The sequence below is a fragment of the Elusimicrobiota bacterium genome (assembly GCA_041660925.1).
GTDB lineage: Bacteria > Elusimicrobiota > Elusimicrobia > UBA1565 > UBA1565 > JBAZUV01.
This window is the reverse complement of record JBAZVI010000003.1, coordinates 24,415-39,637: the sequence shown is the minus strand read 5'-3', so window position 1 is coordinate 39,637 and position 15,223 is coordinate 24,415. Positions and strand designations below refer to the sequence as shown.

Sequence of the window (15,223 nt, the reverse complement as noted above, 5' to 3'; positions counted from 1 at the left end):
TGAGGCGCCGCGCCGCCGCGGTCCACGCGCTCAACCCTATTCGTCGCCGGGGTTGAGCAGCTGCCCGAGGGTCAGGGGCGGGGCGGCCTTGAGATACTGGGCCACGCGCTTGCGGTCCTGGATCGCCTCGTAGCGGCGGATCGAGATCGACACCTCGAAGGTCGTCGGATGGACGCCGAGGACGATCCCGGAGACCTCCTCGCCGACCTTCGGCCACAGCGGAGGGAGGACCGGACGGAACTCGTCGCGCGAGCGGCGCTCGAAGCGGTCGCGCGGCGGCTCGACGCCGTCGACCGGGAGCTCCTCGACCGTGCAGAACGCGTTCTCGTGCTCGCTGAGCTTCACGCGCACGCCGTCGGCGAGGATCTCGGAGACCTTGCCCTTGACGATGGATTTCACGGGATGCCGCTTGCGCACGGAGTCGGCCGGATGCGGGGTGAGCTGCTTGACCCCCAGTGCGACCTTGCCGGTCTCCTTCTCGATGCGCAGCACCCGGGCGCGGATCTTCTGGCCGCGCTCGACCTTCGCCTTGGCGCCCTCGGCGTCCTTCCAGGCGATCTCGGCGGTGGGGACGAGCGCCTCGAGCCCGCCGATGTCGACGAAAAGCCCGTTCTCGTTGACGCGCAGGACGCGCCCGATCCGGATCTCGCCGACCTTGAGCTCGTCGAGGAGCTTGGCCTTGCGCTTCGTGGTCTCCTCCTCCAGCACGGCGCGCCGGGAGAGGACGATCTGCCCCTTGTCCTTGTTGAGCTCGATGATGACGCAGCGCACGCCCGTCCCGATCATGGTCTTGGGGTCGCGCACGGGCCGCAGGTCGGCCAGCGAGGACGGGAGGAAGCCCGTGACGCCCCCGACGTCGACGAGGAAGCCGCCCTTGATGGCCGAGGTCACGCGCCCGCGGACGCGGGCCTTCTCCTCGTAGGCCTTCACGGCCTGCTCCCAGCCGAGCTTCCAGCGCGCCTTGGCCGTCGAGAGGGTCGTCGGCTTGTCGCCGCGCCCGCGGCTGACGAGCACCGCCGGCACGCGCCGGCCGGCCGCCGGGCGCTCGTCCGCCGGGAACTCGCTCCCGGGGATGACCGCCTCGCGCTTCTCGCCGATGTCCACGAGCACGTGCTCGGGCAGGGCCTGGATGACCTTCACCCAGACGACCTCGCGCTTCTCGAGCTTCGACTCGAAATCGGACTGCTCCTGGAGCAGCTCCTTCATCGACTGTCCCTCGGCCTCCCCCTCGGCGGGCTCCAAGGCCTCCGCTCCGGACTGCTCCTGCAGGTTCTCGACGTCTCCGTTGTTCCTTTCCATGTTCATCGCTCCTTCCTTTCTCTGCGTCTCTAAATCCTTCTAAAGCTTCCAGACCTCGTCCATCACGCGCTCCGCGAAGCGCTGGGCGCCGCCGCGGTCCTCCCCTTCCTCGTAGCGCAGCGGCGTGCCGAAGCGCACCGACCACGGCCCGCGCATCCAGAAGCGCTCCGTGTTCCGAAGCCGGACCGGCACCACGACCGCTCCCGTGCGCTTGGCGAGCAGCCCGACGCCCGCCTTCGGCCGGCCGGGACGCCCGTCGCGCGAGCGCGTCCCCTCCGGGTACACCACCAGACAACCTCCGCCGGAGAGCACTCCCAGCGAGACCCGCAGCGCCGCCATGTCCCCCCGCCCGCGGTCCAGGGGGATGACGCCGCAGTTCTTCAGCAGCGCCCCCAGCGGCGGGATGCGGAAGAGCTCCTCCTTGCCCAGGTAGCGCGCGTAGCGCACCCGGGAGACGGCCACGTGCGTCACGGGCGGGTCGAAGAGCGACACGTGGTTGGCGGCCACGATCACCGGCCCGTCCCTCGGCACGCGCTCGAGCCCCTGCACGTCCATCCCGCGCAGCCCCGCGAGGAGCCCGAACGCGCGGGTCAGGAGCCGGTGGAGCGCGCTCCGCGTATCCTTCTGAGGATGCACGCGGCGACCTCCTTGAGCGAAAGCTTCGTCGAATCGATGACGATCGCGTCCTCGGCCTGGCGCAGGGGGTTGATCTTCCGCTCGCTGTCCTGCCGGTCGCGCGAGGCGATGGCGTCGCGGATCGCCCGGAGATCCGCCTTCTTGCCCTGCGCGCGCAGCTGCTTCGTGCGGCGGCGCGCGCGCTCGTCGATGGACGCGTCGAGATAGATCTTGAAATCGGCGTTGGGGAACACGACCGTCGTGATGTCGCGCCCCTCCATGACGACCCCGCCGCGGCGTCCCAGACGGCGCTGGAGCATGCGCAGGTGGCGCCGCACGCCGGGGGCCGAGGAGACCTTGCTGGAGTTCTTCCCCACCCGTTCGTCGCGGATGTGGGCGGTGACGTTGCGTTCGTCGACGAAGGTGCGCAGCGTGACGCCGTCGTCGGTGGTCCGGAAATCCCAGCGCGTCGAGCGCGCCAGGCGCGCGAGGGCGGCGGCGTCGTCGAGGTCGAGGCCCTCCTCGAGGGCGCGCCAGGTCAGCGCCCGGTACATCTCGCCGGTGTTGATGAAGCGGTAGCCCAGGCGCTCGGCGACGAGTCGCCCCACCGTGGACTTGCCGACCCCGGCCGGGCCGTCGAGGGCGATGATGTAGCGCCGGGGCTCAGCCATGGGCCTCCTCCTTCCCGGAAAGCGCGCCGGCGAGGGCCTCGCGCAGGCGCCGCCGGTCCTCGGCGCTCCCGACGCTGATCCGCACGTGGTCGGGAAGGCCGTACTCGTCGAGAGGACGGACCGAGACGCCGCGGCGCAGGAGCCGGCGGGAGAGCTCGCGGCCCGGGACGGGGACGCCCGTGAAGAGGAAGTTCGCGGCCGAGTCGATGGTCGTGCACCCCAGGCGGCGCAGGTCGGCGCCGAGCGCCTCGCGCTCGCGCAGCGCGGCGGACACGCTGCGGCGGACGAAGGCGCGGTCCGCGAGGGCGGCGAGCGCCGCCCGCTGGGCCGGGAGCGTGACGTTGAAGGGGAGCCGCACGCGGTCGAGCCAGCCGACGAGGGCGGGGTCGCCGACCCCGACGCCCACGCGCAGCCCGGCGAGGCCGTACGCCTTGGAGAAGGACCGCACGACGAAGAGGTTCGGGTGCCGGCGCACGAGGCCGGGGAGGCTGCGCGGGTAGTCCGGGCAGGCCTCCGCGTACTCGGCGTAGGCTTCGTCGAGGACGAGGACGCACGAGGGCGGGAGCGCCCGGAGCAGCGCCGACACGTCCTCCTGCGTGTTGTAGGTCCCCGTGGGATTGTTGGGGTTCGCGACGAAGACGAGCTTCGTGCGCGAACTCGCCGCGCGCGCCAGGGTGTCGAGGTCGTGGGTCCAGTCGGACATCGGGACCTCGATGACCTTCGCGCCCATGAGCGCGGCGTGCTGCTTGAAGCGGATGAAGGCGTGCTGGGAGACGACGACCTCGTCCTCGGGGGAGAGGAGGGCCGCGCAGAGCATGCGCAGGACGTCGTCGGAGCCGCTGCCGACGACCACCTCGGACGCCTCGAGGCCGTGCGCCCGCGAGAAGCCCTCGCGCAGCAGCATGCTGCCGCAGTCGGGATAACGATGGACCTCGCGGGCGGCGCGGCGGAACTCCGCGAGGGCTTTGGGAGAGGCTCCGAGGAAGTTCTGGTTCGACCCGAGCTCGACGAGCCGCCCCTTGCGTTCCCCCGAGCCGGGGGCGCCGTGGACGCAGGGCGGCAGGCCGTGCACGGGAGGCCGCACGAGAGCGGCGAAATCCGGGGTGCGTCGCGCCGCGCTCATGAGCAGGACGGACCTCCCGCCGACGGCGCCGCCGGGATGGCGATGAAGGCCATCATGCGCAGGTCCTGCTTGTCGCGCCGGAAGGAATGATAACCCCGGCCGCAGATCGTGCACTCCTCCGAGACCGAGACGCGGGAAGCGTCGACGCCGGCCTCGGAGAACTGCTCCCGCGCCTCCGCCCCCAAGTCGAGCCGCAGGTCGTTCTCCTTTCGGCTCGTCCCCGCTGCGCTCGGGCCCGCCGCAGGGGCGGGAAGGAGGTTCTTGCCCCCCGCGCGGAAACTCGATGGCCGAAAGTGCTCGCGGAGCTCGGGTCCGACCTTATAGCAGCACGCGCCGGCGTGCGGGCCGACCGCGGCGCTGAGCCGCTCGGGCCCGACGCCGAGTCGCTCGAAGGCGCCGACGGCCGCGCGCGGCATGCCGGCGGCGAGGCCCCGCCAGCCGGCGTGGAAGACCCCGACGACGGAGAGGTCCCGGTCGTCCCAGACGAAGAGCGGCAGGCAGTCGGCGACGTAGATCGCGGTGAAGAGCCCGGGGGCCGCGCAGACCCAGCCGTCGCCCTCGAGGCGGGCGGCGCCCGAGGCGAGGGCGTAGTCGCCGCCGACGCGCGCCTCATGGACGCGGATGCCGTGGCGCTGGAGGAGGGTGCAGGGGAGGAGTCCCGGCCGGCCCGCGGCGGCGAGGGCCTCGGCGCGGCGCGCGGGCCGCTTCATGTCCCCGAGGGCGGCCAGCGTCAGGCCGTGCGGGACGCCGCGCGCGCGCAGGCGCGGCTCGAGCCAGAGGCCTTCGGGAGCGATGCCCGTGGACGACTCCTCGATGGAGGGTTCAGACCCCGGCATGCGCCTTCTTCGCGGATTCCTCCGGGGCTCCCGCCCCGACGGTCGGTTGGGGCTTCATCGCAGGGGTGCGGCGCAGCGGCCGGACCCACTTCGTGAAGCTCGACGGCTTGAGGCTGTACTCATGAACCATGCGGACGATCTCGGGGATGGGCATGAAGCTCTCCCACTTCACCCGGAGGATGCGCACGCCCGCGTACTCCATCTCGGAGATGAACTCCTCGTAGTTCTGCTTGAGCATGCGCAGGTACCCGAGGTCGATGCCCTGCTCCATGACCCGCCCGCGCATCTTGATGCGCTCCATGGCGGTCTCGGGCTTGCAGTCGAGGTAGATGAGGAGCTGCGGGAAGACGAGCTCGCGCAGGACCATGTTGTCGAAGAGGTCGAGGTAGGTGTTGTAGTCGATGTCCGTGATGATCTTGTCCGGGTGGCGGTTGAGCATCCGCGCGAAGATCGTGTCTTCCCAGATCGTCCGGTCCTGCACGACGCCGCGGATCTTGCCGAGGCTGATGCGGGTCACGAACTCGCGGTGCTGGCGGAAGCGGTGGTTGAGCAGCCAGACCTGCATCATGGTCCCGTAGCCCTTCATGTCGTGGTAGAAGTGCTCGAGGTAGGGGTTCCCGTCGACCTCCTCCAGGATGGGTTCGAAGTTCAGCGCACGCGCGAGGTCGGTCGTCAGCGTCGACTTCCCGACTCCGATGGTGCCTGCGATTCCGATGTAGCCTTCCGCGAACATGATGTCCTCCGACCGATGGGGTCGATGCCGGGCCGCTCAGCCCGCCTTGATCTCCTGCTCGATGCCGCGCATGGCGAGCTTCAGGTCGTCGGGGTTGGTCGCCGCTTCCAGGGCGTCCTTCTCGCTGACCAGGCCCTCCTTGTACAGCTTGACGAGAGATTGATTGAACGTCTGCATCCCGTAGAACGCGCCTTTCGCGAGCGCCTGGGAGATGCCCGGGGAGTTGTTGTCCTCGATGAGCTTGCGCACGTGGGCCGTGCAGACCATGATCTCCATCGCCGGGACGCGGCCGCCCTTGAGGCAGGGCAGCAGGCGCTGGCTGATGACGGCCTTCAGCGTGTCGGCGAGCTGGATGCGCACGAGGGCCTGCTGGTGCGGGGGATAGAGGTCGATGATGCGGTTGACGGTCTGGATGGAGTCGAGGGTGTGCAGGGTGCCGAAGACCAGGTGGCCGGTCTGGGCGGCGGTCATCGCGGCGGAGACGCTCTCGGCGTCGCGCATCTCGCCCATGAGGATGACGTCCGGGTCCTGGCGCATCGCCATCTTGAGGGCCTCGACGTAGTTCTCGGTATCCTCGCCGATCTCGCGCTGGCTGATGATGGACTTCTTGTCCTTGTGCACGAACTCGATGGGGTCCTCGATGGTGACGATGTGCTCGGGCCGCGTCGTGTTGATGTAGTCGATCATCGCGGCGAGCGAGGAGGACTTGCCCGAGCCCGTGACGCCGGTGACGAGGACCATCCCGCGGCTGTTCTCGGCGATCTTCTTGACCGTGGCGACGGGGAGGTGGAGCTCCTCGGCCGTCGGGATGCGCATGCTGATGAAGCGGATGGCCATGCAGAGCATGCCGCGCTGCTTGAAGGCGTTGACGCGGAAGCGCGCGACCTCGCCGACCTGGAAGGAGAAGTCGCATTCCTGACGCGCCTCGAAGATCCTCTTCGCGCGGGGCGTGGCGATGCGCTGGAGCATCGCCTCGACCTCCGCGACGGGGACGATGTCCGGGGAGACCGGCGCGAGCTCGCCGTGGATGCGCAGATAGGTGGGCCCCCCCGCGCGGATGTGGAGGTCGCTCGCGTTCTGGTTGATCATCGTCTGGAGCATCGCCTGCAGGTCCATGTCGTTGCCTCTCAGCGGAGCTTCTTCGGCTGCATTCGGAGATAGGCCGGCTTCGACCATTCGTCGAGCCCGGCCGGGGCGGGGCCGGCGGCCTCGCGGGGAAGCGGCCTCCCCCCCGCGCGCTGGGGCAGGCGTCCCCCGAGGCGGCGGTGCGTCGGGAAGCCGGTCGCGATGACCGTGATGCGCAGACGGTCGTCGAGCCCTTCGTCGTAGACCTGCCCGAACTTGATGCGGGCGTCGGGCTGTGCCGTGCGCGTGATGAAATCCATGGCCTGGCGGACCTCGTCCATGGTGACGCTGCGGTTGCCGACGATGTTCACCATGAGCCCGCTCGCGCCCTCGATGGAGGCGTTCTCGAGGAGGCGCGACTCGATGGCGTTGCGGGCCGCCTCGACCGCGCGGTTGGCGCCGAGAGACTCGCCCACGCCCATGACGGCGTCGCCGGCGTTGACCATGACGGCCTTGAGGTCGTTGAGGTCCATGTTGATGTGGCCGGGGCGGGTGATCACGTCCGAGATGGCCTGCACCGCCTGACGGAGCACGTCGTCGACCATGCGGTAGGCCTCGTGAGAGGGCGTCGCCTGGTCGCTGACCTCGAAGACGCGGTCGTTGGGGATGACGAGAAGGGTGTCCACGCAGGTGCGCAGCTCCTTGATGCCGGCCTCGGCGTAGCTCGCGCGCTGCTGCCCCTCGAAGCGGAAGGGGCGCGTGACGACGCCGACGGTGAGGGCGTTGAGCTCGCGCGCGACCTGGGCGGCGATGGGGGCCACGCCGGTGCCTGTGCCGCCGCCCATGCCCGCGGTCACGAAGACGAGGTGGGAGCCGGTCAGGACCTCGATGAGGTGGTCGCGCGACTCGAGCGCGGCGAGGCGGCCCTTGGAGGGGTCTCCGCCGACCCCGAGCCCCTCGGTGAGGTTCTCGCCGATCTGGAGGCGGACCGCGGCCTTGCTGTCGCGCAGGTGCTGCGCGTCGGTGTTGGCGGCGATGAGCTCGACGTCCTGCAGGCCGGCGGCGGCCATGCGGTTGACGGCGTTCCCGCCCGCTCCGCCCAGGCCGATCACCTTGATCACGGCCCGCAGCGGCTTGAGCTCCTCGGCGTACTTGATGCGCGTCAGAATATCTCCTGGAACATCCCCCTCGCCTTGCGCAGCCAGCGGGGGTCCGTCTTGCGCGCGCCCTGCTCCCGGCGGACCGTCTCGCGCATCGTCGTCACCGGGTAGCGCACGAGCCCCATCGCCGTCGTGAACGTCGCGTCGTCGAAGAACTTCTGCGGCGCAGAGACGACGCCGGGCGGCACGAGGCCGAGCCGGACGGACATCTCGAGGATCTGCTCGCCGGCCTCGGGCATGCCGCGCAGCATCGCCCCGCCGCCGGAGAGGATCGCGCCGCTGCCCATCGCGACGTCGGCGAAGGGCGAGTTGCGGACCTCCTGGGCGATGAGGCTGAAGGTCTCCTCGATGCGCGGGACGACGATGCTCAGCATCGTCTTCCCGCTGGTCTTGCGCGGGGTGCGCCCGTCGACGCCGAGGTAGTCGACCTCGGCGTCCCCCTCCGCGGCGAGGCGGGGGTGGGCGACGCCGTGCTCGAGCTTCATGCGCTCGGCGACCTGGAAATTGGTGCGCAGGGCGTGGGCGAGGTCGCCGGTGATGGCCTCGGTGCCGATGGGGAGCTCCTTGGAGAAGCGGATGGCCCCCTCGCCGTAGATCGCGAGCGTGACCGAGTGCCCGCCGAGGTCGACGAGCAGGGCGCCGAGCTCGCGCTCCTCGGGCGTCACCACGAGCTCGCCGAGAGCGAGCGCGCTGTAGATGGGCTCGAGCACGTCGAAGCCGGCCTCGGCGACCGCCTTCGTGAGGTTGTTGAGGTGGCTGCTGAGCGCGGTGACGATGTGCACCTCGACCTCGAGCAGCGAGCCCTCCATCCCGACGGGGTCCGGCACGCCGCGCTGGCGGTCGAGGGCGAAGCCCTGCGGGATGACGTGGAGGATCTCGCGGTCGTTGGAGATGGGGATGGCCTTGGCGTTCTCGATGACCGCGCGGACGTCCTCGGCGGTGATCTCCTTGTCGGTGCGGGCGATGTTGTAGGCCCCGCGGTTGTTGTAGGACTCCAGATGCTTGCCGCGCACGCCGAGATAGACGCCCTGGACGACGCTGCCGGCGGACTCGGCCTCGGCCTTCTCGACGGCCTGGCGGATGGCGTGGGCGGTCTCCTTGATGTTGATGACGACGCCGCCCTTCACCCCGCGGCAGGGGATGCTGGCTCCGCTGAGGATGCGCAAGCCGCTGCCGTCGGGCTCGAGCGTGCCGAGCACGCAGGTCACCTTGCCGCTTCCGATGTCGAGTCCCGCGATCAGGTCGGTCTTAGCCATGTCATCATGTCCTTGCGTCAGCGCGGCGTCACCATGATCTTCCCGTCTCCGAAATGCCTCAGGTCCGCCGACTGCAGCGCCCCGAAACGCGGGAGCGCATCGTCGTAGACCTCCTTCAGGCGCGAAATCTTCTCGTCCGTCCACTCCAGCGGGCCCCAGAGGAGCTCCGCCCCGTCCGCCGACGAGATCGTCCACCCGTCTTCGCCGCGACGCAGGCCCTTGAGCCCCGCCGGCAGCGCGCCGGGAAGGGCCGCCGCCGCGAGCAGCCGCGCGAGCTCGCCCAGCTCCGCCGCCGCGGGGCGCTCTCCCCAGCCCACCACGGGGAGGGGCTCGGCGTAGACCCCTTCGGGCGCCGCGAAGACCGTTCCGTCGCGTCCGAGGTAGGCCTCCCGCTTGCCGCCGCGGACGATCGCCGCCGCGGGCTCCCGGAGCGCGGCCTCGAAGCGCGCCGCGCGGCCGCTCCAGGAGCGCCGGACGCGCACGCCGCTCAGGCACGGGAACGCCTCCCGTACGCGCCGCGCCGCGCGGTAGGGCTCGAGCGGGCCCCAGCGCATCCCCGGCTTCCACCCCAGCGCCTCGCGCAGGGCCGGCTCGAGCGCCGGCGGCGCTCCGACGAGCTCGACGTTCTCCACCCCGAGCCAGCGCGGGGCCGAGGGCGCGGAGGGGACCGGCACCTTCATGCGGGTCCACGGCCGCGCGTTGACGAGAAAGACCAGACCGACGACGATTCCCAGAACGGCGGCGGCTCCGCCCAGGGCGGAGCGTCGCTGCTCGCGAGCCCTAGGCCTGAGCCGGACCCGGTGCCGCTTCACCGACCACCTTCATCTCGAGTTCCAGCTCCACCCCGAAGCGCTCGCGCACGGCCCCGCGGACGACCTCGACTAAAGCGAGGACGTCGGCGGCGGTGGCGCCGCGTTCGTTCTCGATGAAATTCGCGTGCAGCGGGGAGACGCGCGCGCCGCCCACGCTCCGGCCCTTGAGCCCTGACTCTTCGATCAGCTGCGCTGCGAAACGCCCGGGGGGGTTCTTGAAGGTCGATCCCACGTTGAAAGTGTGTATGGGCTGAGTCCGCTTCCGTCGGGACTGATTCTCCCGTACGCGCCCGATTATAACATCTTTGTCCCCGGGCGGCAATTCGAGGCGCCCGCCGAGGACGAGGCGCCCGGCAAGACTGCTCGAACGGTAGGAGAAGCGCAGCTGCGCGGCCGGCAGGCGGACCGGCTCCAGGCGCTCCAGGTCCAGGACCTCGACCTCGCGCACGAACGAGCCGATCTCGGCCTCGCGCGTGCCCGCGTTCATGACGAGTGCGCCTCCGAACGTCCCGGGCACCCCGACGAGCGGCTCCAGCCCCGAGAGCGCGCGCTCGGCGCAGCGCATCACGAGCGTCGGCAGACGCGCGGCGGCGCCCGCCTCCACCGCACCCGCTCCCGGGAAGTCGATGCGCTCGAACTCGCCGCTCAGGCGCAGCACGATCCCCCGGATGCCGCCGTCGCGTACGAGCAGGTTCGAGCCCCAGCCGAGGGCGAAGACGCCGAGGCCCCGCTCGCGCGCGAAGCGATGGAGCCCGACGAGTTCCCCGCGGTCGCGGGGCTCGACGAGCGCGTCGGCGGGGCCGCCGATGCGGAAGGTGGTGTGGGAACTGAGGGGTTCGTCGAAGCGGACACCGGGCAGGAGGCGCGAGAGTTCGTCCTTCCAGTCGGCGGGCACGGCTCCATTATAGACCCCCCGCCCCGGGCTGTCAAACGTCCGGCAGACGCTTCCCTTTCGCCGGCGAAAGGAGCTAGAATCGGGCCATGAAGACCGCTCTCGCCGTCGGGCTCCTCGCCCTCTCCCTGCCGGTCTCCGCCCTCGAAGCAGGCCGCGGCAGTTCTCCTCTCGGCCAGTGCCGCGGGGTGCTGTCGGGCCCCTGCGGCGCAGGAAGAGGCCCCCTCCTGAAAGCCATGCTGCGCCACGCGCGGCCGACGCCGGGGATGAAAGCCGCGCCCGCCCTCCCGCCCGACGCCGTCGTCGTGGAAGCCCCCTCCGGCGCGGCGGTCGGCGCCGAAGCGCTCGGCGCGGCCCTCGCGGACGCGCGGCTCGTCATCGTCGGGGAGAAGCACGACGAGCCCCTCCACCATCTCGTGCAGGCCGAGGTCCTGAAGCTCATGCACGCCCGACGCCCGGGCGTCCAGCTCGGCCTCGAGATGCTCGACTACACGAAGCAGCCCGACCTCGACGCGTACCTCTCCGGCGCGATGAGCGAGGCCGACTTCGCCGCGTTCTGGAAGAAGAACTGGGGCTTCGACTTCGCGCTGTACCGTCCCGTGCTCGACTACGCCCGCCGCGGCGGCATCCGCGTGCGCGCGCTCAACGCGCCGCCGGAGATCGTCAAGCAGGTCGCCAAGGGCGGCCTCTCCTCGCTGACGCCCGAGCAGCGCGCCGCGATCCCCGCCGACATCTTCCCCATCGTCGACCCCCGCTACCTCGCCTACGTAAAGGAATCGCTCGGCGGGCACGGCTCCAAGTCGCTCCTGCTCAAGCGCTTTCGCGCGCTGGGGATGCCCACCGGACGCATGGAGCGCATGCTCGAGGCGATGCAGGTCTGGAACAACACGATGGGCGAGCGGGCGCTCGCCTCCCTTTCCGACGGGCCCATGCTCGTCATCGTCGGCGCCGGCCATGCGGTCTATCGCGCGGGCATCCTCGAGAGCGTCCGGGCCCGCACGGGCGCCGGCCCCGAAGCCGACGGCATGCGCGTCGCACCCGCGACGGGCCTGAGCGCCGCCAGTGCGACGCGAGCGGAGGACGGCATGCGCGTCGCACCCGCGACGGGCCTGAGCGCCGCCAGTGCGACGCGAGCGGAGGACGGCATGCGCGTCGTCCTTCCTTACCCCCAGGACGGAGAATCCTTGAGCGTCGAAGAGGCGCTCGCGCGCCTGCGCTCGCCCGACTCGAAGGAGCTCGAGCTCGCCGACCGCTTCTGGCTCCTCAGTAAGTAATCAAAGAAAATCCCCCCCGGGAGGGAATGCCCTCCCGGGGGGGATTTTCTTTGATCCTAGCCGAGCTTCTGGAGTTCCGCGGAGAGCGCGGCCGCCGAGCGCAGCCGCGCCTCCGGCTCGGGTGCGAGCGCCCGGACGAGCAGTTCATCGACGCCCGAGGGCAGCTCCGGAGCTCGCTCGCTCGCTCGCTGGAAGCGGCCTTCGCGCTTGGCCATGAGCATCCCGGCCGGTGAGCCGGCGAAGGGCTGCTCGCCGGTGAGTGTCTCGTAGAGCAGGACCCCGAGCGCGAACACGTCCGACTCGCGGCCGACCTGCCCGAGCTCCTGCTCCGGCGCCATGTAGGGCGGCGTGCCCGCCACCGTCCCCGTGTGCGCCATGCGCGTCAACGCCTCCTGCGCGTGGCGCGCGATGCCGAAGTCCATGACCTTCGCGCGGCCCTCCGCGTTGAGCATGATGTTGGCGGGCTTCAAGTCGCGGTGGACGACGCCGTGCGCGTGCGCGTGCTCGACGGCGGCGCAGACCTCGCAGAGCAGCGCCTTCGCCTCCCTGAAAGGAAGGCGGCGGCGCTCCGCGAGGACCTGCCCGAGGGTGCGGCCCTCGACGTACTCGAAGACCAGGTACACGTCGGAGGCGTCCTCGAGGATGTGGTAGACCTCCACGATGCCGGGATGGCGCAGCTTCGCCACCAGCCGCGCCTCCTCGAGGAAGCGCGCGCGCTCGCGCGGGTCGCGGCGGAGCTCCTCGCGCATGCGCTTGACCGCGACGCGGCGGTCGAGCGCGAGGTCCTTCGCCTCGTAGACCTCTCCCATGCCGCCGGCGCCGAGCGAGCGGAGCACGGCGTAGCCCGTGGGGATGCTTCCGGAGGACGCCGGCGCGGCGGGGGCGCTCTCCGCGATGCGGCGCACCGTCGTCGCGCCGGCGATCCGGCGGCGCAGGAAGCCCCAGGCCGCCGCGGCGAGGCCCAGCCCGGCCGCGAAGGGCCACCAGGGCAGGCGCCGGCGCGCGGCGGAGTCCGTCGCCGAGAGCCCGGGAAGGGTCTCCCCCTCGAAGAGGAACATCGCGTCGCTCCCCTCCGGGACCTGCAGCGCGCGCTCGAAGATGGGGCGGAACGCGGGATTGAAGGCGGCGGCGCTCTCGAGGGAGGCTCGCATCTCCGTCTCTCTCCCGAGCCCGGCCTGCGCGTACGCGCGCATGAGGTAGCCGAAGGAGTTGCGCGGCTCGCGGGCGAGCGCGGCGTTCGAATCCTCGAGCGCCGGGGGATAGTCCTTGAGCCGGTTCTCGGCGAAGGCGCGGGCGAGCAGCGAGGGCGCCGCCATCGGCGCGACGCGCAGCGCCTCGGTGGCGTCCGCGCGCGCGGCGGAGTAGTCGCCGAGCCGGTTGTTCGCCATCGAGCGGTAGACGAGCGCCTGCGCGTTGGCCGGCTCGGCCGCGAGCGCCTTCGTCGCGGCCTCCTTCGCCCCCGCGAAATCCTTGACCTGCATCTTCGTCGCCGCTTCGCGCGCGAGTTCGACGGAGCGCTGATGCGAATCGGGAAGGAGCCGCTCGTTCTCGACGCGCGAGATCTCCTCGGCGCTGCGCCCGGGCAGGACCCGCTCACCCTGCGCGGCGGGGAGCGCGCCTCCGCCCGGGGAGTCCCCCCTCGCGGCGGCTCCGTCCTGCGCGCCTTCCAGCTCGCGCTCCGCCCCGAAGATCCCCTCTTTGCCCGGCAGCGGCTTGGCCTGAGGCGCGCGGGTCTCCGCGAGCTTGAGCACGGCGGTCGCCTCCTGGCTCTGCGGGTCGATGCGCAGCGCCTCGGCCGCCGCGCGGCGGGCCTCCCCGTAGTCGCCGAGGTGGAAGCTCGAACCGGCGTAGGCGGTCAGGAGGTCCGCCTTCGCCGGGCCGTCCTTCATGGCGATGGCGGCGGCGTCGCGCGCCGTCTTATACTCGCCGTCCTTGTACGCGGAGACCGCGAGATAACGCTGGCCCGCGACGTCCGTCGGCCGGATCGACGCATAGTCTCCCGCGGCGATGAACTCCGCGCTCGGGAAGACGGGGGTCGCCGCGGCTTTCGTCGGCGTCGCGACGACCTGCGCCTTCGCGTTGTTGTAGGCCTGGGAGATCGACTGCCCCACGACGCCGGACGCCGTCTGCTGCCCGGAGGAGCGGCCTCGGAGGAGCGACTCGAGATAGGCGGTGTCGCCGCCGTTCTTCTGCCAATCGAGGATGATCTGCATGCGTTCATTTCGCGGCAAACGAAGAAGCTCATGCTTCATCTCCGTCGGGATCGTCCCGAACGCTTGAGTGTAGAGCGTCCCGAGAACGCTGCTGTCGTGGTGGCCGTCGCCGCGGGTGTCGAGGTCCCTCCGGTGCTTATAGAACCCGAGGAGGCCCTGCAGGATGTTCTCTGAGCCGCCCGCCTGCGACGCCCCCCCCGCCGTGACGGCCCCGGCGACCGTTCCCTCCTCTTTGACGACGACGCCGTTCTCGTCGAGCAACTCCTTCCCGTCGGAAGTCGGAGTCACCTTGTTGTCGGGGACCCCTCCCTGCTTGACGTTCAAACCGCCGCCGACCTTGACGCTGCTCTTCGCCTCCTGGAGGGGGGTGCCTCCGGGCTCCGTGGAACTGGCGTCGCCGGGGAGTTCCGCGGCCGACAACGGCGATGAGAGCAGACACGGCAACGTGAGGAAAACGGCGAGCAGGGGGGTCTTCATGTCGGAACCTCGCGGATTGAGTGTAGACCCGGTCCGCGAAGCTGTCAAGGGACGCCGGAGCGGCCGTCCGCGGCTTCCCGCGGGGGCCGAGGGCCCAGCATGCGGGGGCCACACGGCCCAGGCCTCCCGCGGTCCATAAAACTCCGCTTCGTTGCCCGAAGTGCCCATATCTCCCGGGCCGCGCCTGAGTAGAATGAACGAGTTGCCATGCTTGGTAATCCCTTGGAGGTCAGGTTCCACATGAAGAAGCTCCTTTCCGTTCTCGTCCTCGGGCTCCTCTTCGCGCAGACCGCCGGCGCGCAGCTCGTCTACGTCCCGTTCCGCTCCATCCAGAAAGAGACCCGCGGAATGGCCGCGCCGCAGGGCGCCTTCGTGAAGACCTCGATCACCGGCCCCGGCAACGACATCGTCGTCAAAGGGAGCAACCTGCGCCGGGCGCATGTCGAGATGATCCTGGACCCCTTCACGATCCTGGCCATCCAGGTGCCCGCCGCCCAAATCACCAATGCTCAGCTCGACCGTCTCATCGGCGGCCTCGCAAAGCTCGACAAGGATGCGAAGGGCCCTCTCGCCGCCGAGCACTGGGACGTGATAGTCGATGTCCTCATGTGCGAGTCGGAGAAGGAGACCAAGGCCCTCGTGGACAGGGACCCGACGACCGCCTCGCTGGACCCGATTATCGACCGGATGCTCGTGCGGGCCGCAGAGCTGGCGAAAACCGCGCGGCTGTTGATCGAGATGCGGGGATCCTGAACCGCACGCGCACAATAAAGAGAGCCTCCCCGCTCGGCGGGGAG

General features: G+C 70.7%; 14 protein-coding genes. 2 read left to right on the top strand and 12 right to left on the bottom strand.

From position 1 onward, the window contains the following. Positions 1 to 36 precede the first annotated feature (36 nt). Genes WC969_05260 through murB form a run of 11 tightly spaced genes read right to left on the bottom strand, consistent with a single transcriptional unit; the run spans position 37 to position 10,465 of the window. Entirely contained in the window at positions 37 to 1,305 is a 1,269-nt protein-coding gene (locus WC969_05260; protein ID MFA6029242.1) for a S1 RNA-binding domain-containing protein, read from the bottom strand. A 33-nt stretch (positions 1,306 to 1,338) separates the two neighbouring features. Then, positions 1,339 to 1,935, bottom strand: a complete 597-nt coding sequence (locus tag WC969_05255; GenBank protein MFA6029241.1) for a lysophospholipid acyltransferase family protein — start codon at positions 1,933 to 1,935, stop codon at positions 1,339 to 1,341. Further along, the gene (gene cmk / locus WC969_05250; protein MFA6029240.1) at positions 1,890 to 2,585 is read right to left on the bottom strand and encodes a (d)CMP kinase; all 696 of its coding nucleotides are present in this window, start codon (positions 2,583 to 2,585) and stop codon (positions 1,890 to 1,892) included. The genes WC969_05255 and cmk overlap by 46 nt, the downstream gene beginning before the upstream one ends. Beyond that, entirely contained in the window at positions 2,578 to 3,708 is a 1,131-nt protein-coding gene (hisC, locus tag WC969_05245) for a histidinol-phosphate transaminase (protein MFA6029239.1), read from the bottom strand. Before hisC ends, cmk begins: the two co-directional genes overlap by 8 nt. Beyond that, positions 3,705 to 4,544, bottom strand: a complete 840-nt coding sequence (locus WC969_05240) for a polyphenol oxidase family protein (protein ID MFA6029238.1) — start codon at positions 4,542 to 4,544, stop codon at positions 3,705 to 3,707. The genes hisC and WC969_05240 overlap by 4 nt, the downstream gene beginning before the upstream one ends. Continuing rightward, positions 4,531 to 5,277 carry a deoxynucleoside kinase gene (locus WC969_05235; GenBank protein MFA6029237.1) on the bottom strand — a complete coding sequence of 249 codons (747 nt, stop codon included), beginning with the start codon at positions 5,275 to 5,277 and terminating at the stop codon, positions 4,531 to 4,533. The genes WC969_05240 and WC969_05235 overlap by 14 nt, the downstream gene beginning before the upstream one ends. Before the next feature lie 36 nt (positions 5,278 to 5,313). Next, positions 5,314 to 6,393 carry a type IV pilus twitching motility protein PilT gene (locus tag WC969_05230; protein ID MFA6029236.1) on the bottom strand — a complete coding sequence of 360 codons (1,080 nt, stop codon included), beginning with the start codon at positions 6,391 to 6,393 and terminating at the stop codon, positions 5,314 to 5,316. 11 nt (positions 6,394 to 6,404) lie between these two features. Beyond that, complete coding sequence (gene ftsZ / locus WC969_05225; GenBank protein MFA6029235.1) at positions 6,405 to 7,499, bottom strand: cell division protein FtsZ; 1,095 nt, start codon at positions 7,497 to 7,499, stop codon at positions 6,405 to 6,407. 5 nt (positions 7,500 to 7,504) lie between these two features. After that, positions 7,505 to 8,758: a cell division protein FtsA gene (gene ftsA / locus WC969_05220; protein ID MFA6029234.1), complete on the bottom strand. Its 1,254-nt coding sequence runs from the start codon at positions 8,756 to 8,758 to the stop codon at positions 7,505 to 7,507. 17 nt (positions 8,759 to 8,775) lie between these two features. Continuing rightward, the gene (locus WC969_05215) at positions 8,776 to 9,570 is read right to left on the bottom strand and encodes a cell division protein FtsQ/DivIB (GenBank protein ID MFA6029233.1); all 795 of its coding nucleotides are present in this window, start codon (positions 9,568 to 9,570) and stop codon (positions 8,776 to 8,778) included. Continuing rightward, positions 9,539 to 10,465: a UDP-N-acetylmuramate dehydrogenase gene (gene murB, locus WC969_05210; GenBank protein MFA6029232.1), complete on the bottom strand. Its 927-nt coding sequence runs from the start codon at positions 10,463 to 10,465 to the stop codon at positions 9,539 to 9,541. The genes WC969_05215 and murB overlap by 32 nt, the downstream gene beginning before the upstream one ends. An 86-nt stretch (positions 10,466 to 10,551) precedes the next feature. Here murB and WC969_05205 point away from each other — a divergent pair, with 86 nt between their 5' ends. Then, entirely contained in the window at positions 10,552 to 11,736 is a 1,185-nt protein-coding gene (locus tag WC969_05205) for a ChaN family lipoprotein (protein MFA6029231.1), read from the top strand. Positions 11,737 to 11,792: 56 nt separating this feature from the next. Here WC969_05205 and WC969_05200 read toward each other — a convergent pair whose 3' ends face one another. Beyond that, positions 11,793 to 14,426, bottom strand: coding sequence for a protein kinase (locus WC969_05200; GenBank protein MFA6029230.1), 2,634 nt, complete (start codon positions 14,424 to 14,426; stop codon positions 11,793 to 11,795). Positions 14,427 to 14,666: 240 nt separating this feature from the next. On the opposite strand from WC969_05200, the gene WC969_05195 reads away from it, so the two are divergent. Continuing rightward, entirely contained in the window at positions 14,667 to 15,179 is a 513-nt protein-coding gene (locus WC969_05195; GenBank protein ID MFA6029229.1) for a hypothetical protein, read from the top strand. The last annotated feature ends 44 nt before the right edge of the window (positions 15,180 to 15,223 follow it).